The organism is Thalassotalea mangrovi, from assembly GCF_005116735.1.
In the GTDB taxonomy this organism is placed as follows: Bacteria; Pseudomonadota; Gammaproteobacteria; order Enterobacterales; family Alteromonadaceae; genus Thalassotalea_A; species Thalassotalea_A mangrovi.
The window spans coordinates 37,109-60,262 of sequence record NZ_SWDB01000005.1; the positions used below are offsets into that span (position 1 = coordinate 37,109).

Sequence of the window (23,154 nt, forward strand, 5' to 3'; positions counted from 1 at the left end):
ATTGATCACTCTGCTGAACGATCTGCTAAGTAATTGGCAATGTTTACATAGTCCTTTAGGCTGAGATTTTCCGGGCGTAAGCTGGGCTTAATGGCCAAATCTTCTAATTGCTCAGCAGATAGTAAATTACTCAAACTGTTGCGGATTGTTTTTCTTCTTTGATTAAAGGCTTCGGTACATACCCGATTGAGCCAATTGACATCCTTGGCAGGAACAGGGATTTCCTTATGGGGGATTAACCTGACAATGGCACTGTCTACCTTCGGTGGTGGCTGAAATGCTTCTGGGCCAATCTCCATCACAGGCACTACCTGGCAATAGTACTGACACATGATCGATAAGCGACCATAGGCTTTGCTGTCAGGTGCTGCGGCCATTCGGTTAACCACTTCTTTTTGCAACATGAAGTGCATATCTTTAATTTTATCTTTAAACGACAATAAATGAAAAATTAAAGGTGTGGAAATATTATAGGGCAGATTACCAAAAACGCGCAGGGGTTGTTCACCGGCCAGCTCAGAGAAATCAAATTTCAGGGCGTCAATCTCATAAATAGTAAGATGCTTGGCAATAAATGGATGATGGCGCAAACGATGCGCGAGATCGCGGTCAAGTTCTACCACACTAATGTCGCCGGCTCGCTCGATTACCGGTTCGGTCAATGCGCCGAGTCCAGGGCCTATCTCAATTAAATTTTCACCCTCAGTCGGGTCGATCGCATCTACGATTCGGCTGATGACGGCATCATCGTGCAAAAAGTTCTGGCCGAAACGTTTTTTAGCCTGATGGCCTAAATGGCTTTTGTTACTCATTGTCTGTTCGTTACTAGCTCTAGTGCGTGGTTCAGGGCGGCTTTAAAACTGCCGCAATCTACGTCTCCGGTGCCGGCGAGTTCGATTGCGGTGCCATGATCGACGCTGGTACGTATAAAGGGTAATCCCAGGGTAATATTTACTGAGGCACCAAACCCTTTATATTTTAGTACGGGTAAGCCCTGATCGTGATACATAGCCATGACGGCGTCGGCTTTGGCTAAGTATTTTTCCTGGAAAATGGTATCGGCGGGCAATGGTCCCACTAAATGCATGCCTTCCTCTCTTAATCCATCAAGAGCCGGGGTAATGACATCAATTTCTTCCCGTCCCAAATGGCCTTCTTCACCGGCATGAGGATTGAGTCCACACACGTAAATTTTCGGCTCACTGATGCCGAACTTTTGTTTTAAATCGGTATCCAGTATACGGGTAATCTTTTGCACTCGTTCGAAGGTAATTGCTTTTGATACATAAGCCAATGGAATATGGGTCGTCATCAACGATACGCGCAATCCCTCGGTGGCCAGCATCATCACTACATCAGAACAGTTTGCCTGTTGGGCAAAATATTCCGTGTGCCCGCTGAATGGTATCCCGGCTTTGTTGATCAAACCCTTGTGCACAGGGCCGGTGACGATAGCCTGAAATTCGCCACTCATATTTCCTTCACAGGCGAGGCGCAGGGTTTCCACAACATAGGCGCCATTATTAGGGTTTAACGCTCCCGGTACGCTCGGTTCAGCCAGGGATACCGGTAATACGGTTAATCGGCCGGCCTGGTGAGAAGTCGCATCGGCGCTACTGTCGTAAATATCAACGTCGAGGTTAAGCCCCAGCATTTTTGCTCGTTGTTGAAGCATGTCGGGATCGGCAATCGCAATTAGCTGCGCTGGCCAGTCCTGCTGAGCCAGTTGCACCAGAATATCCGGGCCGACACCAGCAGGTTCTCCTGGAGTAATTGCGATTTTAGCGATCATCAGTTAGTACTTCCTTCATCCATAATTTCGATATACGCTTCGTCGCGAATCTCTTTTACCCAACGCTCTGATTCGGTACCAAACTTGCGGTTATAAATCAGTTGGTAAGCGCGGTTTGAATTATTGGTATCGGTCGCATCTAAAGTGCGGCGACCGGTCAACTGTACTAAGTGCCAACCAAAAGAAGAGCGGAACGGTTTGTGGTATTCATCCACATCTAATGTTGCCAGGGCATTCTTAAACGCTGGATCATAACTGTTGGGATCTGCCCAGCCCAGATCGCCACCCCGGGTGGCCGTTGGACCTTCAGAATGTTCTCTTGCCAGAGTATCAAAGTCCGCTTCTCCGGCTTCAATCTGCGCCAGCATATCAAGTAGCATTTGCTCGGCTTTTTCTTCAGACAAAATAATAGAAGGTTTGATCAGGATATGACGCGACTTGACCTCGGTCACTTCAACCATTTGTTTGCCACGAATATCCATGATTTTTATGATATTGAAACCGAGACCGGTTCTTACCGGGCCAAAAACATCGCCTTTGTCTTTACCATCTACCAACTCGGCAAATAAGGTTGGCATTTCATTGATACTGCGCCAGCCCAAATCACCACCTTCTAATGCTGTCGGTGCACTTGAAGAGGCAATGGCAATTTTTTTGAAATCGGAACCATTGTTCAGCAAATCGACGACTTTGTCAGCACGTTCTTTAGCACTAACCATGTCCTGCTGGGTAGGATTGTCCGGAAAACCGATAAGAATGTGACCAAGGTTGTATTCAATATCCGCGTTGTTCTGCTCCTGCATAATCTTCACCAGATTATCAATTTCCTGAGGAGTGATAGAGATGCGGCGGCGAACACTGGCTCGGCGTACTTCACCGGTTATCATTTGCTTGCGCACATCTTCACGGTAGCTATCCCATTGCATGCCGCTGTTAATAATTTGCATACGAAAATCGACAATGTTGTTGAAACCGTTTTCGCGGGCAATATTTTTAATGGTTTCGTCAAGTTGGGCATCACTGATCTGAACCCCCATGCGCTCACCCAGTTGCATCATTAAACTGTCGGTGATCAATTTTTCCATGGCCTGGGTACGTAGCGCCTGATCAGAGGGCAAGCTCTGGCCTTCTGCTGCGGCTTGTTGTTTTACCTGGTCAACCAGGCCCTGGACCTCGGATTCCAGTACAACGCCTGAATTTACGATGGCCGCAACCTTATCTAAAGGTTGTTCCTCGGCGTGGAGCAATGTGCTGAATGCCAGTGAGCTTAACATCAGGCCAGATGCCATTATGGTCTTACGAATTATTCTTTTCTTTAACATACATCTATTCATTAATTAGAGAGGAAGTAGGGCCGTTTGTAGCCAAATATTCCTGAGCGTAACATATCATCGATCGCAAGTGGCTTTTGTTCGCCGCCTAATCCTTTTAACACAAATTGCAGGGTCACCCCGGTATCAAAGGCTTTGCGATCTTCTGCCAAAAAGTCCTGTTGGTCAAGGTTGGTATTGATGTTGCGGTAGTATGCAACCCGTACCGCCCAGCAACAACTTTCATACTGAAGGCCGGTATAGGCTTCCAGGGAGCGACTGCGTACTAAATCTTCAGTGACATGCCCAATAAACTGCCAGTGGCGAGATATTGGGAAACTTGTTAACGCAGACACTTGCTCAATTTCTTCACCGGAACCTGACAGATTGCGGATGTAATGATGATTTAACTGCACCAGATTACGTTCATTTTTACGATAATCAATAGTTAGCTGACTTTTTTCGGTACTATTTTGCGCGGCGTCATACTGAATGTCACCACGAAACTGCCAACGATCGGTTAACTGCAAAAACAGATCCGCGGCCAGGGCCGACTCGCTTTGAGGTTCATTTTCTTCATTAAAATTAATATTACTGTCATTGAAGTAAACGATTTGACCAAGACTTAATCGGAAAAGTTCCGCGTTAGAATCATCGAGTAATCGTGAGGTGACACCCCAGGAAATCTGGTTAGCCCGGGCTATTTTGTCTAAGCCACTATAGCGCCGGTCACGAAATAAGCCATCGAAATCGTCTTGTAGCTTAGTGGTATCATACTCACCAATCATCGATTGGTCTTTATTCGGGATGTACAAGTATTGCAGCTGTGGCTCCAGGGTCTGCACGTAATTTTGGTTAAAATAACTGGTAAACCGATCGAATTTCAAACCCGCATGGATCCGTGCTTTAGGAAGTGTGCGGGTAACATCCTCTTCAAGAAGAGGACTGTTTTCGATATTGTATTGTTGGAAGCGGGTATGCATCAGACGCACATCGCTATTCACAAACCAGCCTGGCATCGCATACGGCAGGGCAAAACCGGCTTCGATATGTAACCGGTCGGCTTCTGGTTGCGTCGGATCGTCGATTTCAAATCGGCTATATTCACCGAACACATTAAAAGAAGTGTTCATGAAGCCAAGCGGCTGATACGCCTGGAAATCCAGTTGTGGCAGGGTTTGGTAACTGTCTCTGCGGTCACCGAGAACTTTTAGTCCCTGAACCTTAATACTCGACTGCCAGTTTTCAGCAAAGTATGACAATTCACCAATGCGCCATAGATATGCATCGGTTGAGGAAAATTGATCGCTTTCCAGGTCGACCAGGTAGTTGTCATCACTGATATCGCTGTAATCGACAAAGACCCGAAAGTTATCCGAAAATGTTCCCATATGCTGGTAGCGCCCGAGATAACGTTCTTCATTACTGGATAACTCATCGTCGGCACCAAGGTACTCAAAATCCACTTGTCCATATTGTTCATCAACCAGGTAACGAAACTGACTGCGTATCTGGGTACCACGTTTGGACATAAAATATGGGGTAATGGTGGCATCCATATTCTCGCGGATGTTCCAGTAAAACGGCACGCCCAACTCAAAACCTGACTTACTTGACGAAGAAATTTGCGGATACAGAAATCCGGTCTTGCGCTCGTCGGTCAGTGGAAAAGTGAAGTAAGGTAAATACAGCACCGGAATATCTTTAACCCGAAACACGGTGTGATAGGCACTGCCAGCATTATCTTCGGTCGACAAGTTGATTTCACTGGCGGAAATACTCCAGTCTGGTGTTGCGTCGATACAGGAGGTAAAACTGGCATGCTCAAGGGTTACCCCTTGTTCGGTAATATTTAATTGTTCTGCCGCGCCACGACCTGGTGATAACCCCAATTGGTAATTTGAGTTACTCATAATCACCGAATTCTGGTTATTGTCAGCCTCAAGCTGAGCAGACTGAATGGTAATATTGCCATCCTGAAACCGGGTATCGCCTGAAGTCCGAATTTTACCGGCATCGCGATCGATTAAAATCTCTTCAGCAAGGATACGTTTGTCTTGGTAGGCCAGGGTCACACCACCGGAAAACTTGGTAGCCTGATCGGCGACTGTCTCTGAGGTCTTTGATTCTATGACAATGGAGTCATAGCTATCGCTGAGGTCTTCTTTAAGTTCGATGGGAACGACTTGCGGTAATGGACACTGAATAAGTTCGCCAGACAGACTAGCGTCGGCCGAGTCCTGAGCAGATACAGGAATGCTAAAGATGGCTAACAATACAGCAATACGGGAGCTTGGCATGTACTTTCCGAAAGAATAAGACAATTTATTTTTATCAAATAATTCAATTATTATAGTCTTGGCCTGATACCAGTGTTGTACTCCTGGTACCCTTTGGCCTGCTCTGCGTATCGTGGCTATACCTACGATTAATCACACTGGCGTCTATGATATAGCAATTCCCGGTAAAATACATTAGCTGCAGGGAAATGTTGGGCTAAATATAACAGGCTGAAAATTTTCTGCCGTCTACCGGGGTTATATCCAAGAATCATATTGTACTTGTCAAGCTGGACTTTGTAATATGTGCTATTCGCAGTAGCACTAACAGAACCCGTGTGCGGGTAATAGATTTTAAAGTTAAGGGTGTTAAATGAGAATTTGGGGCAGAGTATTTGGTACCTTGCTGGGCTTTCTGGTTGGACGAATTATCGGCGCCGCCGTTGGTTTTTATCTCGGTTATAAATTTGATCAGGGGCTTGGCGGTGATTTCAGCGCCTTTAATCAGCAAAATGAAACGCAGCGTCAAAATGATTTTTTCTATGTGACCTTCTCGGTAATGGGGCATATCGCCAAAGCCTCGGGGCAGGTTAGTGCCGATGAAATTGCTTTTGCTTCCGGACATATGAATCGGTGGGGGTTAACAGGTGATGCCCGACAGGCCGCGCAAAATGCTTTTGGTGATGGTAAACAGCCGCATTTTAACCTGCAGGAGCAGATGAAAACCCTGAAACGGGTATGCTTTGGACGCCAGGATTTACTGCAAATGTTTGTCGAAATTCAGATTCAGGCAGCCTTTGCCGACGATGACTTACACCCCAAAGAGCGGGAAATTTTGCATGGTATTGGTGCCGCCCTGGGGATCCCTGCCCGCCACCTGGATTTTATGTTAGACCGCATTATTGCTGGTGAACATTTTCATCAACAAGGAGGACAGCAGTCGCCTGCACAGCAAAAGCAACGTCTCGAAGATGCCTATAAAATTCTCGGGGTCACACCACAGACATCGGCCAGGGATGTAAAAAAGGCATATCGCAAGCTGATGGCTCAGCATCACCCGGATAAACTGATTGCTAAAGGATTGCCGCCGCAACTGATGGAAGATGCGAAACAAAAGGCGCAGGATATTCAAGCCGCCTATGAATTAATCAGTAAGCAGGCAGCTTAATACCAATCACACTAAATTATTGCTGACTCTGAGTTGTGCACAAACTTAATGTGATTGGTATAACATTTTTCGATGGGGTAGCACTCGGCGGCTCCCTCAACTTTGCGCTCACTCTGGCACCCATCACAATCTTTGCTACCCTAATCACTCGATTAAGCAGACAGCCTGAAAGTCATCGGTTGCGTAACGCCCGGCTGCTCCAGTATTTTTGCGCACATTCCTGCTCTAATTACCCCCTATTGATAAACCTTCATTCTATTAATAAAACAAGCCTTGACTCAATGGTTTAATCCATTGAAAAAATCAATCTTAACAATCTATTAAATCAATTTTTCTATTCTAAATCAGGCACTAGACTTAAGGAGACGAAATCAATCAAAACAATCGAGGCGTTATCCGAGTGGTTTTACCAAGGCATAACAACTCGCTATAGATACCTGAATACTGGAGGGTACACAATGAAGTTAACAAACAAATTTCAACGTTCAGCATTAGCTGCTGTGATAAGCACAGTGCTGGTGGCAACGCCAGCATGTGCGGATCAATCATCAGCCCAGAGCACTGCTGCTGAACAAACCTCAAGCAAACCGGCTGGGGCAATGGGGTCTGGTGAAGCTAAAGCGCACCAACCGAAATCCAATCAATTCTGGTGGCCCGAACAGTTAGACCTGTCGCCACTGCGTGACCATCGCCCGAGTTCCAGCCCTTATGGTGCCGATTTTGATTATGCGGAAAAATTTAACGCCCTGGATTTAGATCAGGTCAAAGCCGACGTTGATAAGTTACTGACCGAGTCCCAGGACTGGTGGCCAGCAGACTTTGGTAATTATGGACCTTTCTTTATTCGCTTGTCCTGGCACAGCGCGGGTACTTACCGCACCCTGGATGGCCGTGGTGGTGGTGACGGTGGTCAAATGCGTTTTGATCCGCTGAACAGCTGGCCGGATAATGGCAACCTCGACAAAGCTAAGCGCTTATTGTGGCCTGTTAAACAGAAATACGGTGAAAGCCTGTCCTGGGCCGATCTGATGATCCTGGCAGGCACCGTGGGCCTGGAAAATATGGGCTTTAAAACTTACGGTTTCGCCGGTGGACGTACCGATGACTGGGAACCAGATCTGGTCTATTGGGGACCGGAAGTGGAAATGCTCGCAAGTGACCGTGAGGATCGCGATGGCAAGCTACAGCGTCCTTTAGGGGCGACTCACATGGGTCTGATTTATGTAAATCCGGAAGGCCCGAAAGGAAAACCGGATCCGGTTGGTTCAGCGAAAAATATCCGTGTTGCATTTGGCCGCATGGCAATGAATGATGAAGAAACCGTAGCTTTAGTCGCTGGTGGCCACACGTTCGGTAAAATGCATGGCGCAGCCAAGGCTGCAGAATGTCTGGAAAAAGAACCTGGCGCTGCCGGTATCGAAGAGCAGGGCCTGGGCTGGAAAAACAAATGTGGTAAAGGACATTCAGAAAATACCATCACCAGTGGCTTAGAAGGTGCCTGGACGCAACAGCCAACCCGATGGACGACGCTGTATTTGCAAAACCTGTTAAACAATGAGTGGGAACAAACCACGAGTCCGGCAGGAGCGATTATCTGGGTACCTAAGAACAAGGCCATGCATGAGTCGGTTCCTGATGCCCATGTCAAAGGCAAGCGCAATCCCCCGGTGATGACGACTGCGGATTTAGCCCTGAAATATGACCCCGAGTATCGTAAAATCGCCGAACGATTCCTGGAAAATCCAGAAGAATATCGTCTGGCCTTCGCGAAAGCCTGGTATAAGTTAACGCACCGCGACATGGGACCGAAAAGTCGTTACCTGGCTGATTCTGCACCAGATGATGCCTTAATCTGGCAAGACCCAGTGCCAGAAGCAAGTTTTAAACCGGTTGATGATCAAGCGATTGCAGCACTGAAAGAGGAAGTTTTAGACTCCGGACTTAGCGTATCGGAATTGGTTCGTACTGCCTGGGCTTCGGCATCGAGCTTCAGAGGTTCGGATATGCGTGGCGGTGCCAATGGTGCTCGAATTATGCTGGCACCGCAAAAGGATTGGCAAGTTAACAACCCGGATGAATTGAGTAAAGTCCTTGATAAGCTGGCGGGTATCCAGAAGGAGTTTAATGACGATGCTTCCGGCGGCATGGGCATATCAATGGCAGACTTGATCGTGCTGGCTGGTAACGCGGCGGTAGAAAAAGCCGCTAAAGATTTTGGTTATGAGGTTTCAGTACCATTTGCACCGGGCAGAACCGACGCGACTCAGGAGCAGACCGATGTAAAATCTTTCGCACTGCTTGAGCCGAAAGCGGACGCTTTCAGAAACTACTTTGATGCTGATGCCAGTTATGAAGGCCCGGCGGAAATGATGGTTGATAAAGCCGATCAGTTGAATCTGACCGTACCTGAAATGACCGTACTAATGGGAGGTTTACGCGTACTGGGTGCTAACACTGATGGTGCTAAGCACGGTGTTTTCACCGACAACGTTGGTACCTTGAGTAATGATTTCTTCGTAAATCTGTTGGATATGTCAACCACATGGCAGAAATCCGGTGAACAAGGTGTATATGAGGGACTTGACCGTGAGTCCGGCGAGAAAAAATACACCGCAACGACGGTTGACCTGATTTTTGGTTCTAACTCGGAACTGCGCGCTGTAGCTGAAGTGTATGCCTATGACACTTCAAAAGAGAAGTTCGTTAAAGACTTCGCTAAAGCCTGGAGTAAAGTGATGCAACTGGATCGCTTTGACCTACGCCATCACCTGTAACCCGTGATTGTGATCAGGCAAAAGCGCAACGTTATTCGTTGCGCTTTTTTTATGTCTGCGGCTAAACAGGCGAGTCAGGTATGCCTTGTGACTCTATTTCAGAATGCATCGTCGGCGGTGAAGCTCAGTTTCTCACCGCTGTGGGGATGATATAGGCTCAAAGATTTCGCATGCAGCTGCAGGCGTGGACTTAGTGCCAATGCTTCGGGATGTGCATACAAGCGATCGCCAATAATGGGGTGTCCCAGGCTCAGCATATGAACGCGTAGCTGATGTGAACGGCCGGTAACGGGCATCAGCTTCACCAGGGTGGTTTTATCCTCGTGTGTCAATACCTGGTATCGAGTAATGGCTTGTTTACCACGTTGATGGTCGACCATTTGTTTGGGACGATTCGGCCAGTCGCAGATCAACGGCAAATCAATTTCGCCATAATCTGGAACGACTTTGCCAAACACTCGTGCCAGATAGTATTTTTCGGTCTGACGTTTTTCAAACTGTCTGGATATGGCGACATGACTCGGCTTATTCAGGGCCATCACCATCACCCCGGAGGTTGCCATATCGAGCCGGTGAACAATGGTTGCCGCTGGCAATACCCGTTGCACCCGGTGTTGCAAACAGTCCTGGTGTTCTGGCAATCGACCAGGAACGGTCAACAAGCCACTAGGTTTATTGACGATGATAAGATCCTCATCCCGGTAAAGTATTTCGAGATAAGGATTCATCGGCGGTGTGTAGATAAAATCCGGATTGGCTGACATAAGATAACGCTGTAAGCTGTAAGCTGTAAGCTTTAAGTGGGAAGAGTTAATTAACTTCCACCTCAGCTCTCCCTTTTAGTGACTAACGACGATGAGTCTAATCGCCTCAAATTTTAGTTGTGCATGCTCGATATAGTGAGCGAGTTGTTGTTGCTGAGCAAGAATAAATTCAAGCTCGGATTGACGGACGTTAGGGTTTACCGCCGCCAGGTCCTGTAAGCGCGCATGCTCGTCTTGTAAACTTTGCTGCATTTTCGTCATTGCCTGCTGTTTTAGTCCTGAAACCTGCTGTTTGCATAGCATTTCAGCTTTGTCGACCAGAGGCGGAATCAACCCTCGTAGTGCCTTAACTAGTTGCATACCGGTTTGCTTTTTCACCGGTTTTAGCTGTTGATCGAATCCTGCCTCATTGACTTTAGCGGCTAAATCATTGCCGTTTTTATCGAGCAACAGGCGAATTGGTGTGGTTGGCAGGTAGCGTCCTAGCTGCAGTTCGCTTGGCGCCATCCCTTCCAGGGTAAAAATACACTCTAAGAAAAAGCTACCCACCGGTATTGCCGGATTTTTCAGAATAGCCAGGGAGGCGTTACCGATTTCATCACTTAATACTAAATCGAGACTACCTCGTACCATGGGATGGTCCCAGGTCAGAAGTTGGTAATCCTCGCAACTTAACGCGGTTTGACGATCAAACGTGACCGTGGTGCCGTCTTCGCTGAGCCCGGGGAAATTAGGACTAAGCATATGTTCGCTCGGGGTCAGGACCAATGAGTTGTCGGCCTTGTCATCCTGGTTGATACCAAATACGTCAAACACCGAGAACATATATTGAGCCAGTTTGGTGTCTTCATCCTGGGCCTGAATTTCTTTTACCAGTTGAGCTGCTTTGCCATGACCTGAAGAATGAATTTCCAGTAATTTATCTCGGCCTGATTCCAGTTCGGCCTTGAGTTTAAGGTGCATGTCCCGACTGGCGCTAATCAGGTTGTCGATGCCTTGATCATGCCAGATACCCTGCAGTGCGGTTTGCATTAATGGTCGCGAATATTCTTCATAAATGGCGCGCGCAGTAACGCAGGTCTGTTCAAACGCATTCATCGCCTGGTGATACCAGTTGAGCAGCATTGACTGTGGCGACTGCTCAAAATACGGGGTATGAATTTTTATCGTCTGGGTTTGACCGATGCGATCGAGTCGACCGATTCGTTGTTCCAATAAATCCGGGTTCAGCGGCAGGTCAAATAACACTAACTGGTGCGCAAACTGAAAATTTCGCCCTTCGCTACCAATTTCTGAGCACAAAAGTACCTGTGCACTGTCTTCTTCCTGGGCAAAGTAAGCCGCCGCTTTGTCCCGTTCAAAGATACTCATCCCTTCGTGGAACACGGCAGCACGAATGCCTTCTTTCACCCGTAATGCTTCTTCCAAATCTTTTGCGGTTTGCGCCTGGGCACAAATCACCAGGATCTTGGCCTGGCGGTCGCGATTTAATAGTTCAATCAGATAATCAACGCGCGGGTCGATATCAACCCATGGTGTATCCTGGATACCTAATTGGTAAAAACATTCTGGAGTAAATAAGTACTTACACCGAGGGCTTTCTAACAACTCGTCCGTATCGGCTGCAGAGATAAAATCCTGGATACACTCATCGTAAACTTCCGGCAGGGGCAGCGGTGTGGCGATTAACTGGCGCTTGGGAAACCCTTTGATGGTATTTCGCGAATTTCTGAATAAAATGCGGCCTGTGCCGTGTCGATCCAGTAATTGCCCAACCAGTCCTGCTTTTATTTGCTCACTTTGTGCATCATTATTATTAATGGCTTGTAATTCACTGCTGATGTCCTTTTCTGCGAACAATGCCTGCAGGCTATGTTGCTGATTGTCAGTTAACGCTTTATCTGCCAGTAATGCATTGGCTGCATCTGCCACCTGGGCATATTGTTGTTCTTCGTCTACAAATTTTTGATAATCGTAAAAGCGATTACGATCGAGCAGGCGCAGGCGGGCGAAATGGCTTTTATGACCCAACTGATCCGGTGTCGCCGTTAACAACAGGATGCCCGGAATGTATTCTGCCAACATTTCAATACATTGATATTCGATGCTGGGGTTGGCTTCGTCCCAGGCTAAATGGTGAGCTTCATCGACGACCAGCAAATCCCACTCTTCGTTACCAATATTTTCAAATTGCTCGGCGTTATTGGCGAGAAAATCGAGATTGACCAACACCAGCTGTTCGCTACTGAATGGATTTTCTTCGCTGTCGTATTGTTTGCAGCGCTCTTCGTCAAAGATGCTGAATTTAAGATTGAAGCGACGCATCATTTCCACCAGCCATTGGTGAGTCAAGGCTTCTGGGACCACAATTAACACGCGCTGGGCACGCCCTGAAACGAGTTGCTGATGAATGATTAATCCAGCTTCAATGGTTTTTCCCAGGCCAACTTCATCAGCCAGTAATACCCGCGGCGCATAACGCTGGCCGACTTCTTCGGCGATATATAATTGATGCTCGATTAAACTCACCCGGCCACCGGTCAGGCCGGTAAGGTGAGATTGTTGCTGTTCATTACTGATCGCCAATGAACATTTACGCAACTGATACCAGTCAAGGCGGTCAAACTGACCATTCAACAAGCGGTCATGAGGTTTATTGAATTTGATAAAATGATCCAGCATCATTTCTTTCAGTTGCACCGTTTCATCGTTATCCTGGCGCACACCTTCATAGGTGTAGAGGTGGTCTTGTTCAATCACTCGGGTAATTTTGATGGAGAACCCCTCGTGACTCGGAACCGTATCACCAACGCTGAATATTACCCGGGTCAATGGCGCATCCTGAATTGCATATTGTCTGGACTCACCAGTGGCGGTAAACAGTATGGTGACGAATCGATTTTCCACCGCAACTACGGTACCTAATCCCTGATCTGACTCACTATCTGAAATCCAGCGTTGACCAAGAAAAAATGACATAAAACTCTCCGTAAAAATCTGCGCCTGTCAAAAGGGGCGCTATGTTAACGGTTTATCTGCAGCCTTTGTACTTATTTAGAGGATGTTTACTTTCACGGAAGGATATTTGTACATATCGTTTGTAAAATAAACGCCTTTCAGCAAGTTCATTGACAGCAAGCGACTTTCAGACAATCGGCGCTCGGTTCGCTATCGGCACTATCAGGCAGCAATGACAAGCCCCTAATAAGAATAGTTCGATTCGTATTTCTTGCCGATACCATAAAAAAAACGAGGCCCATATTGGTGAATAACTTTCATTCATTGACTTGAAAATGTCACTTGCCAGTTGCGCAATAAACTGTCAAAGTGGTGTTAAAGTAAACGCGAAAGGGAGGGATTTCTTGGTCATTTAGCACCACTGGCTCCGATGGCCGGTCTGGGAGGGACATGGACGGTGACCCCGCGACAACTTTCACCTCTGTTCTGCTCCGCACAGCTCCGGTATTGGCTCACAACGATTTTGTAGGTAGCAGGAATTTATATGACAGAACAAAGCACCATCTATGTATTAGATACCAATATTCTTCTTCATGAACCATTCGCATTTCTTTCCTTTCAGGAACACGATGTGGTCATCCCAATGACCGTACTCGAAGAACTCGATAATATTAAGGACCGCCGCAAGGATGTCAGCCGTGATGCCAGGGTGGCGATTCGGGCACTTGAAGATACCCTGGTGGATGCATCGCCAGAACAGGTTATGGCTGGGGTTGAATTAAAAAATAAAAATGAGACCCAGAGCAAACCTGGCCGCCTGTCGATTTTTAATGATTTTACACTGCAGCAAAAAGCCGGAGCCTTGTCGGATAATGACAATGACAATCGCATTATCAATACAGCGCTCTATCTACAGGAGAAGAATGCCGACAAACGAGTCGTATTGGTCACCAAAGACATCAATATGCGCCTTAAAGGTAAAGGTGCCGGATTGGCCTATGTTGAAGATTATCGGACCGACCAACTGGTCGATGACATTAAATTTCTGACCAAAGGTTATCATAAGTTTGAAGGGGATTTCTGGCGCCAGGTTCATGATTGCCAGAGTGAAACTGATGGCCGTTACACTCAGCACCTGCTCGACAAAAGCCTTATCCCCAGTGCTTTCATCAATGAATATTTGATTGATGAGGAAAAAACCTTTGCCGGTAAAATTGTTGAAGTTCAGGAGGACAAGGTAGCGGTTCAGGATATCGGTTATGATCGCTTGATGGGGCGCCAGGCCTGGGGTATTCATCCAAAGAATATTTATCAGGGCATGGCACTTGATGCCTTACTCGATCCCAGTATCGACCTGGTGATCCTGACCGGGCCTGCTGGATGCGGTAAAACCCTATTGGCGCTGGCATCGGCATTAGAGCTGGTAGTAGAGAGGGGGCAGTACGATAAGGTGATCGTGACCCGCTCAACTCCAGAGATCGCCGAATCGATTGGTTTTCTTCCCGGTACCGAAGAAGAAAAGATGGCCCCTTGGCTGGCGGCGATTACCGACTCATTAGAAGTGTTGCATAAACAGGATGAAAGTATGGCAAGTAGCATGAATTACATCATGGAAAAGGCCAACATTCAGTTTAAATCCATTAACTTTATGCGTGGTCGCTCGATTCAGAATTCACTGGTAATCCTCGACGAATGCCAGAACCTGACCGCATCGCAGTTAAAAACCATCATTACCCGATGCGGTGAAGGGACCAAGATAATCTGTTCTGGTAACCTGGCACAAATTGACAGTAACTACCTGACCGCTCTGACATCGGGTCTTACCTATATCGTCGAGCGGTTTAAGGACTACACTGGCAGCGCTACGATTAATCTCAATGGCGTGATGCGCTCGTCGTTAGCATCATTCGCCGAAGAGAACCTGTAACAGAAATTGCCTACCTAACGCCAAAAGGGACAAAGCTTCGGCTCTGTCCCTTGTGAACCCTTAACAATCTTCGCCAGTCTGACCCTTTACACAGGCTAATTCATTATCTGCACGGATAAATGGTCTGCTCTATTGTGGCAATGGTGACAAATTACCACCTGGTTTTTCCATCAAAAAGACTTTACAGCAGGCTCAGGCTATCGCTATATTAAAACATGTGTTTAAATTGATGGTTTTAATCACCGGTTTAAAAATTTCCGGCAAGCAATTTTCTGGCGGAATTTCGCGTGTAACTTTCAACCTTTATATAAACTTATAAAAGATAAAAATCTTTTCCCGACAGATTGTTAGATGGAGGCCAAGGTGGCTGAATACAGTGTAGCGTTAGATGATATGAATTTTTTACTGTTTGATGTATTTCAGGCAGACAAAATGTGGCAGCAGTTGCCGGAGTTGGCGGAGTCGTTAGATAAAGATACGGCTCAGGCCATTTTACTTGAATGTGCGAAAATTGCGGAACAGGAAATTGCGCCAATTTCCCGTCAGGGGGACGAGGTCGGGGTGACATTTAATGAAGGATCGATTACCACTCCTCCGGGCTTTAAACAGGCATTTGACACTTATGCTGAAGGCGGCTGGATTGGTCTTGGTGGCGATATCAATTTTGGTGGCATGGGGATGCCGAAAATGCTGACCGCATTGCAGGAAGAAATTGTTTGCGCTGCCGACATGTCGTTTTCATTGTACCCTGGGCTTACTTCAGGGGCGGCGTTATCGCTGTCAACTCATGGCAGCGAAGCTTTGAAAGAGCAGTTTTTGCCGCGCATGTACGCCGGCGAGTGGGCAGGCACCATGTGTTTAACCGAAGCTCACGCGGGTACTGATTTGGGGATCATTCGTACTAAAGCGGTTGCCAATGATGATGGCAGTTATCGTCTTACTGGTGGCAAAATCTTTATCACCGGCGGTGAACAGGATATAACCGAGAATATTATTCACCTGGTTTTAGCCAAACTGCCGGATGCACCGAAAGGTCCAAAGGGCATTTCCCTGTTTCTGGTTCCTAAATTTAACGTTAATGATGATGGTTCACTGGGCGAGCGCAACGGTGTGAGTTGTGGCTCAATTGAACATAAAATGGGTATTCATGCATCGGCAACCTGCGTGATCAATTTTGATGGCGCAAAAGGCTATTTGGTCGGTGAAGTGAATAAAGGACTGGCAGCCATGTTTACGATGATGAATTACGAGCGCATTGGCGTTGGCATTCAGGGCTTAGGTGCGAGTGTCCGTTCATATCAAAATGCACTGGAATATGCCAAAGAGCGGTTGCAAAGCCGAGCGGCTACCGGGCCTCAATCTCCCGATAAAGAAGCGGATTCCATCATGGTCCATGCCGATGTGCGCCGCATGCTATTGACCATGAAGGCGATGAATGAAGGTAACCGGGCATTGGCTATGTACATTTCCCAGCAACTCGATTTGAGTAAATTTGCCAGTGGCGAAGCGCAGCAAAAAGGTGAAGCGCTGGCGGCATTAATGACTCCACTGGCGAAAGCCTTTTTCACCGATGTTGGTCTGGAAAATACCATTGCCGGTCAACAGGTGCTCGGTGGTCATGGCTATGTGCGCGAGTGGGGGCAGGAACAACTGGTGCGTGATTGTCGCATCGCCCAGATTTACGAGGGCACTAATGGCATCCAGGCCATGGATTTAATTGGCCGCAAACTTGCCGCAAACCGCGGCGAATATATGCAATTATTTATTGCCGATGTACGAGCCTTTATTGCGGCCAACCCGCAAGCCGAGATGCAGGAATTTATCCAGCCATTAACGGCAGCGGTCGATGACTTGCAAGGATTAACTCAGGATATTCTTATTGCCGCAGGCACCGATCCGAATCAACTGGGCAGTGCTGCTTGCGATTATTTACACGTATTTGGCTATACCGCTGTTGCCTTTATGTGGGCCCGCATGGCATTGGCGGCTTTGCCTGAGTCGGCAAGTAATGACTTTTGCAAAGCGAAGGTTCACACCGCAAGATATTATTTTGCCCGCCTGCTACCTAGACGATTATCACTAATGGCATCTGCACGCAGTGCTGCAGCGCATTTATATAACCTTGAAGACGAGTTGTTCTAGACCGAATACCAACCTTTCTAAATAAGGTTAGTATTCTGGGTTTCAGGTTTCAGGTGTATGTTATATGATGCTCTGACCGCAATCTGTTTTGCGATATTGAAATAAAAACAGGGCCGAAAGGCCCCGTCTAGTTTTTATCAACCCTGATAAGCGATTATTTTTTCTTGTTCATATAGTCGATGGTCAGGTTAGTCAGCACTTCAACACCTGTTATCAGGCCACTTTCATCGATTTTAAATTCCGGCGTATGATGACCTGGTGCCTGATCGGCTGGTAATCCTTTTGGCTTGCCACCGACAAATAAATACAGGCCAGGGACTTCCTGCTGGAAGAAGGAAAAGTCTTCGGCACCGGTAACTGCTTTGGTTAATTTAACATTGTCAGCTCCGGCACTGCTGCGAATCGTCGGTAACATGGCTTCCATTAATTCAGGGTCATTGTAGGTAACCGGATAATTCGCGCCCCAAGGCACCTGCACTTCAACTTCTGCATTCATGCTGGCGGCAATGGTCTCAGCCTTACGGGTTACCGCTTCACGAATTTGCATCCGCATGTCTTCATTTAATGAGCGTAATGTACCAACAATCTCTACTTCAGACGGAATAATATTAGAACGGGTACCACCGTGTATTGAACCGACCGTCACTACAGCGGCTTCGTCAATAAGCTTTAACTCTCTCGAGACAATGGTTTGTAATCCCATTACAATTTGCGCGGATGTGACAATGGGATCAACGCTGATCCACGGATAAGCGCCGTGTGATTGCTGTCCTTTTACCAGGATGCGATATGAATCAACGGCGGCCATGATACCGCCAGGTTTGTATTCAATCGTGCCAACTTCGGTATCTGAGCTAATATGCAGGCCAAATACCACATCAACGCCTTCCATCACGCCTTCCTTAACCATAAGTTCAGCGCCGCCTTCTTCACCCGCGGGGGCACCTTCTTCGGCCGGTTGGAACACAAATTTAACTTTACCGCTAAGCTCCCCTTGCATTTCCTTAAGGATTTTTGCCGCACCTAGCAGCATGGCGATATGAGTATCGTGGCCACAGGCATGCATTACGCCAACTTGCTGGCCATTAAATTCCGTTGTCACTTTTGATGCAAAATCCAAATCCACAGATTCGGTTACTGGTAATCCATCGATATCCGCGCGCAGTGCGATAACCGGTCCGGGCTTACCAGAATCCAGTACGGTAACGACGCCTGTATGGGCGATACCGGTTTCAACTTCATAACCCATCGCTTCAAGTTCTTTAGCAATGGTTTTTGCGGTATTAAATTCGCGGTTCGACAGTTCTGGAAATTGATGGAAGTGACGACGCCAGTCAATCACTTGTTGTTCGTTTTCCAGAGACAGTTTTTCAACGGTTTGATATTGATCTGCCATGACAGCAGAGCTAAACGTAAATAGCGCAGCACTACAAAGTGCCAGACGGGAAAGGCAAGTTTTCATCGTGTTACCTGTTGTTTTTGTTAATGGTAAGAAATTATCTAACCTAATAGAGTCTACCTGATTAGGTAAGAATTAGAAGGAATATTTTAAACCTAAAATCAACAGGATATCGGTTGATTTTGGCACTTCGCCAAGCTCATTTGGGCTCGGCTCGGCGACGTAATCAAGTATCGACTTAACTTCCAGCTGCAAATCATCAATCAGTTCCACATCAATACCAGCCTCGATGCGATGGATCAGGCTCCCGGATTCTTCCGAAGCGGTTTTTCCGACATAACTAAAAAGCAACGTCAGATCCTTGGTGTAGTCATAACTAATATCGGTACCGGCGAGGATCCCCCAGGACGTATTACGATTGGAGGTACCCGGTTCGACTTCGACAAACCGGGTATATTGCAGGTTAGGACCGGAGTAAATGCGCCAGAAAAAATCATCTTCATCAATCAGAATTAAACCAGCGGCCACTGCAGCGGTAGCCTGATAATCGATATTTTTAAAGTGATCACTGAATAATTCCAGATCCGGCATACGAAAAAAAATTTTACGGGTGTAAAACCAGTCGTAAGAAAAGTTAACCCGATGATTTTCTTCCGTCAATACCTGTTGGTCGGTTTCTATATCCTCCGAGCGGGCAAAGACGCCGAGGTAGCTTACCTGCAACCGGTCAAGAGGTGTCAACCTTAGCAGGCTGCCCTGAATGGTGTAGTCAAGGCGCTGTGAATTGCCTTCTTTGAAGTTTAAACCGGCACTGACATTGCCACTCCAGATACTATCCTCACTTTGCTTCGACGGCGTAATCGATAACAGTTGTTCCCGTGGGAAGATCAGCTGGGGTTTATTGAAAAAAGTAATTTTGGTGCGATCGAGAAGAAGTTGACCCTCATATATCTGATTGTTGTCCAGACGAATGCTGACGATATCATTGGTACGAATCTGTCGAATATCATCAAAGTCAATTTCCAGTACGCCAAACTCATCACTATCAATCTTAAGGGTATTGCGATACATCGAAATCAAATCGCCACCAATCAGTTCGCCATTTTCAAGCAGTACCCAGTCAAAGCGAATCGGCATCGTCGGTCGGTTTATTGGCCATTCTTCGGGTTCCTGCCACTGTGCGAGGGCGTTATTGACCATAGCGAAACTGACCAACAACGCTAAGGTTAGGAAGATAACAGGGGGACGAAATACTTTATCTGACAAAGGCGATTCTTATTCTGCTGATTATTATTAGTTATTGTTAAATTTAGGAAACTTCGCGGAAAAAGCAAAGAATCGCACTGGAAGGTGGAAGGCGAGAGCACACTTTGTTTCGAGCACGCTTCGCTCCTGGCACACGATTGAAAATCGTTCCTATCATGCAATCAAAGATTGCGCCTAGCAAAAGTCTACTTATTTGGTAGGGGGTACATAAAGTCTTCGACCTTATTCCGGGTACGCCAATGAAAATACATTGGCTCCGGGAATATAACTCGAAGAGTTACTTCGGGTAACTTGAAGCTAGGAGCAGGCTGGCAAGCCAGCTCCTGTCACACGATTGAAAATCGTTCCTAGCATGCAATCTAAGATTGCGCCTGGCAAAGGCAAGGGGGAGCTGGGAAGAGGGAGGTGGAAGAATAAGGTGGAAGAGGGAGGTGGAAGTGCTTAGTGGCGCAGGGGGTAAAAAAATCCCCCAGGTGAGCGGGGGATTTTAATGTCAGGTTTAAATCTAACTAAGCCGGCTTATAACGCTTCAATGCTTTGTTTTTGCAGTTTTAATTTTTCTAACTGCGATTTCGCATCGTCAAGTTTAGCGCGCTCCTTATCAATGACCGCAGCAGGAGCCTTAGAGACAAAGTTCTTATTTGCCAGCTTGCCTTCCGTGCGTTTGACATCGCCACTGAGCTTATCGATAGCTTTGTTCAAACGGGCAATTTCTGCATCTTTGTCGATAAGGCCCGCCATCGGGATCAGCAAACTCATATCGCCAATAACCGAGGTTGCCGACGCCGGTCCCTGCTCATCATCGGCCAGAACATCGATGCTTTCCAGCTTCGCCAGCGCGCTGATGAATTGTTGGTTTTGATCGAGGCGGCGCTGATTGTCAGCACTTACCTGCTTTAATAACACAGGCAATGGCTTGCTCGGGGCAATATCCATTTCACCGCGGATGTTGCGCACCGCAATAATAAATTGTTTCACCCACTCAAGATCATCGATGGCTTGTTGATCAACTAACTGCTGATCAATTTGCGGAAAGCTTTGCATCATAATGCTGTCGCCTTCGCTAAAGTTGCCAGTAAGAGGTGCAACTCGCTGCCAGATAGTTTCTGTGATATACGGCATGATTGGGTGCATTAATCGCAGTAAGCTTTCGAGGATATTGACCAGCGTATGACGAGTGCCACGTTGCTCAGCGTCGTTGCCTTTAAACAATACTGGCTTGGTTAATTCCAGGTACCAGTCACAGAACTGATTCCAGGTGAATTCGTATAGTGCCTGGGATGCCAGGTCAAAACGGAACGACGCAAACGCCTGGTGCACGGTTTTTACCGTTTGCTGGAATTGGCCGATGATCCAGCGATCCGCCAGCGATAACACCATATCACCGCCGTTGGCGCCGCAATCGTGCTCTTCGGTATTCATCAGCACATATCGACTAGCGTTCCAAAGCTTGTTGGTAAAGTTACGATAACCTTCCAGACGCTTCATATCCCAGTTGATATCACGCCCGGTGGATGCCAGCGCGGTTAACGTGAAGCGCAGGGCATCGGTACCATGAGCTTCGATACCGTCAGGGAACTCTTTTCGGGTAGCTTTGGCAATCTTTTCGGCAAGCTTGGGTTGCATCATATTGCCGGTACGTTTTTGCAGTAAGTCTTCCAGCGAAATACCATCGATCATATCGAGTGGGTCGATAACATTACCTTTGGATTTACTCATTTTATCGCCGTGTTCATCACGGATAAGGCCGGTGACATAAACCTTCTTGAATGGCACCTGGGCCTTACCATTTTCATCTTTGTTGAAGTGCATGGTCATCATGATCATGCGGGCAACCCAGAAGAAGATGATATCAAAGCCGGTCACCAACACATCGGTCGGGTGGAAGGTGGCTAAATCTTCGGTTTTCTCGGGCCAGCCAAGTGTAGAGAACGTCCACAGAGCCGAAGAAAACCAGGTATCGAGCACGTCATCATCCTGAGTCAGGGCAACATCGGCACCCAAACCATTTTGCTCGCGCACTTCCTCTTCACTGCGACCCACATATACCTTGCCGTCTGCATCGTACCAGGCAGGGATGCGATGTCCCCACCAAAGCTGGCGAGAGATACACCAGTCCTGAATATCCCGCATCCAGGAGAAATACATATTTTCATACTGCTTAGGCACGAATTCGATATCGCCTTTTTCTACCGCTTCAATCGCAGGTTTTGCTAAAGGCTCAACACGCACATACCACTGGTCGGTAAGCAGAGGTTCGATCACGACCCCGGAACGGTCGCCATAAGGAATGGTCAGTTCGTGATCTTTAACTTCATCCAGTAATCCTAGCTGTTCAAACTCGGCAACGATTTTCGTGCGCGCTTCGAAGCGGTCTAACCCGGCGTACGCGGCAGGTAATTCATTACTGTAAGCGTCATTCGGCTCGCCATTAACATCGTATACTTCGGCGCGGGCTAATACTGCCGCGTCCTGGTCAAAGATGTTGATCATTGGCAACTGATGACGTTTACCGACTTCGTTGTCATTAAAATCATGAGCCGGAGTGATTTTTACACAACCGGTGCCTTTTTCCATGTCCGCATGGTCATCAGCAACGATCGGTATCGTACGATCCACAATTGGTAAAACGATGTGCTTACCGATTAGGTGCTGGTAACGTTCATCGTTCGGGTTTACCGCCACACCGGTATCGCCTAACATGGTTTCCGGGCGGGTGGTGGCAACGACAATGTAATCTTTACCATCTTTGGTCGTTGCGCCATCTGCCAGTGGGTAGCGGAAATGCCACATGTGGCCTTTCTTATCTTTGTTTTCAACTTCCAGATCAGATATAGCTGTGTGCAGTTTCGGATCCCAGTTAACCAGACGCTTGCCGCGATAAATCAGGTCGTCCTGATACAGGCGTACAAAGACTTCCTGCACCGCTTTGGACATGCCTTCGTCCATGGTAAAGCGCTCGCGTGACCAGTCGATAGAATTACCTAAACGACGCATCTGCTTGCCAATGGTGCCACCAGAATGCTCTTTCCATTCCCAGATTTTATCGATAAAGGCATCACGACCATAATCGTGACGGGTCTTATCTTCTTCTGCGGCTATTTTGCGCTCGACCACCATCTGGGTGGCAATACCGGCATGGTCGGTACCTACCTGCCACAGGGTGTTTTTGCCTTGCATGCGTTGGTAACGAATCAAGGTATCCATAATGGTTTGCTGGAACGCATGGCCCATATGCAAACTGCCGGTGACGTTTGGCGGTGGAATGGCAATACAGTAGCCATCGCCTTTGCCGGTTGGACTAAAATAGCCTTTGTCTTCCCAATGGGAATACATGGCTTGCTCAATAGCTGAAGGGTTGAATGTTTTTTCCAT

The 23,154-nt window shown here is 47.2% G+C and carries 13 protein-coding genes; 4 read left to right on the plus strand and 9 right to left on the minus strand.

Translation table 11 applies throughout. The features are described from left to right. Positions 1-5: 5 nt before the first annotated feature. Genes rsmA through lptD form a run of 4 tightly spaced genes read right to left on the minus strand, consistent with a single transcriptional unit; the run spans position 6 to position 5,402 of the window. Positions 6-812 (minus strand): 16S rRNA (adenine(1518)-N(6)/adenine(1519)-N(6))-dimethyltransferase RsmA, encoded by an 807-nt coding sequence (gene rsmA / locus E8M12_RS02980; protein WP_136734601.1) that lies wholly within the window; start codon positions 810-812, stop codon positions 6-8. After that, on the minus strand, positions 809-1,792 hold the full coding sequence (gene pdxA, locus E8M12_RS02985) for a 4-hydroxythreonine-4-phosphate dehydrogenase PdxA (RefSeq protein ID WP_136734602.1): 984 nt from the start codon (positions 1,790-1,792) through the stop codon (positions 809-811). Before pdxA ends, rsmA begins: the two co-directional genes overlap by 4 nt. Further along, the gene (gene surA / locus E8M12_RS02990; protein WP_136734603.1) at positions 1,792-3,114 is read right to left on the minus strand and encodes a peptidylprolyl isomerase SurA; all 1,323 of its coding nucleotides are present in this window, start codon (positions 3,112-3,114) and stop codon (positions 1,792-1,794) included. Before surA ends, pdxA begins: the two co-directional genes overlap by 1 nt. Before the next feature lie 11 nt (positions 3,115-3,125). After that, complete coding sequence (gene lptD / locus E8M12_RS02995; RefSeq protein ID WP_136734604.1) at positions 3,126-5,402, minus strand: LPS assembly protein LptD; 2,277 nt, start codon at positions 5,400-5,402, stop codon at positions 3,126-3,128. A gap of 352 nt (positions 5,403-5,754) precedes the next feature. On the opposite strand from lptD, the gene djlA reads away from it, so the two are divergent. Together djlA and katG are read left to right on the plus strand one after the other, a co-directional pair. Continuing rightward, positions 5,755-6,549: a co-chaperone DjlA gene (gene djlA / locus E8M12_RS03000; RefSeq protein WP_136734605.1), complete on the plus strand. Its 795-nt coding sequence runs from the start codon at positions 5,755-5,757 to the stop codon at positions 6,547-6,549. Positions 6,550-7,007: 458 nt separating this feature from the next. After that, positions 7,008-9,323 carry a catalase/peroxidase HPI gene (katG, locus tag E8M12_RS03005; RefSeq protein WP_136734606.1) on the plus strand — a complete coding sequence of 772 codons (2,316 nt, stop codon included), beginning with the start codon at positions 7,008-7,010 and terminating at the stop codon, positions 9,321-9,323. A 98-nt stretch (positions 9,324-9,421) separates the two neighbouring features. Here the strand turns inward: katG and rluA are convergent, their stop codons facing one another. After that, positions 9,422-10,087, minus strand: coding sequence for a bifunctional tRNA pseudouridine(32) synthase/23S rRNA pseudouridine(746) synthase RluA (rluA, locus tag E8M12_RS03010; protein ID WP_136734607.1), 666 nt, complete (start codon positions 10,085-10,087; stop codon positions 9,422-9,424). A gap of 75 nt (positions 10,088-10,162) precedes the next feature. Continuing rightward, positions 10,163-13,066, minus strand: coding sequence for an RNA polymerase-associated protein RapA (rapA, locus tag E8M12_RS03015; RefSeq protein WP_136734608.1), 2,904 nt, complete (start codon positions 13,064-13,066; stop codon positions 10,163-10,165). Between the two features lie 523 nt (positions 13,067-13,589). Between rapA and E8M12_RS03020 the strand changes: the two genes are divergently transcribed. Together E8M12_RS03020 and E8M12_RS03025 are read left to right on the plus strand one after the other, a co-directional pair. Then, entirely contained in the window at positions 13,590-14,972 is a 1,383-nt protein-coding gene (locus E8M12_RS03020) for a PhoH family protein (RefSeq protein WP_136734609.1), read from the plus strand. Positions 14,973-15,335: 363 nt separating this feature from the next. Continuing rightward, positions 15,336-17,114, plus strand: coding sequence for an acyl-CoA dehydrogenase C-terminal domain-containing protein (locus E8M12_RS03025; protein WP_136734610.1), 1,779 nt, complete (start codon positions 15,336-15,338; stop codon positions 17,112-17,114). Positions 17,115-17,268: 154 nt separating this feature from the next. Here the strand turns inward: E8M12_RS03025 and E8M12_RS03030 are convergent, their stop codons facing one another. The 3 genes from E8M12_RS03030 to E8M12_RS03040 all read right to left on the minus strand — a co-directional run bounded on the left by E8M12_RS03030 (position 17,269) and on the right by E8M12_RS03040 (position 23,154). Continuing rightward, positions 17,269-18,576 (minus strand): amidohydrolase, encoded by a 1,308-nt coding sequence (locus tag E8M12_RS03030; RefSeq protein ID WP_211244973.1) that lies wholly within the window; start codon positions 18,574-18,576, stop codon positions 17,269-17,271. 72 nt (positions 18,577-18,648) lie between these two features. Then, entirely contained in the window at positions 18,649-19,779 is a 1,131-nt protein-coding gene (locus tag E8M12_RS03035; protein WP_136734611.1) for a DUF481 domain-containing protein, read from the minus strand. Between the two features lie 519 nt (positions 19,780-20,298). Beyond that, positions 20,299-23,154 (minus strand): valine--tRNA ligase, encoded by a 2,856-nt coding sequence (locus E8M12_RS03040; protein WP_136734612.1) that lies wholly within the window; start codon positions 23,152-23,154, stop codon positions 20,299-20,301.

Coding starts and splice junctions, on each gene's coding strand:
- rsmA (WP_136734601.1), bottom strand. CDS start 812: ATGAGTAACAAAAGCCATTTAGGCCATCAGGCTAAAAAACGTTTCGGC.
- pdxA (WP_136734602.1), bottom strand. CDS start 1,792: ATGATCGCTAAAATCGCAATTACTCCAGGAGAACCTGCTGGTGTCGGC.
- surA (WP_136734603.1), bottom strand. CDS start 3,114: ATGTTAAAGAAAAGAATAATTCGTAAGACCATAATGGCATCTGGCCTG.
- lptD (WP_136734604.1), bottom strand. CDS start 5,402: ATGCCAAGCTCCCGTATTGCTGTATTGTTAGCCATCTTTAGCATTCCT.
- djlA (WP_136734605.1), top strand. CDS start 5,755: ATGAGAATTTGGGGCAGAGTATTTGGTACCTTGCTGGGCTTTCTGGTT.
- katG (WP_136734606.1), top strand. CDS start 7,008: ATGAAGTTAACAAACAAATTTCAACGTTCAGCATTAGCTGCTGTGATA.
- rluA (WP_136734607.1), bottom strand. CDS start 10,087: ATGTCAGCCAATCCGGATTTTATCTACACACCGCCGATGAATCCTTAT.
- rapA (WP_136734608.1), bottom strand. CDS start 13,066: ATGTCATTTTTTCTTGGTCAACGCTGGATTTCAGATAGTGAGTCAGAT.
- E8M12_RS03020 (WP_136734609.1), top strand. CDS start 13,590: ATGACAGAACAAAGCACCATCTATGTATTAGATACCAATATTCTTCTT.
- E8M12_RS03030 (WP_211244973.1), bottom strand. CDS start 18,576: ATGAAAACTTGCCTTTCCCGTCTGGCACTTTGTAGTGCTGCGCTATTT.
- E8M12_RS03040 (WP_136734612.1), bottom strand. CDS start 23,154: ATGGAAAAAACATTCAACCCTTCAGCTATTGAGCAAGCCATGTATTCC.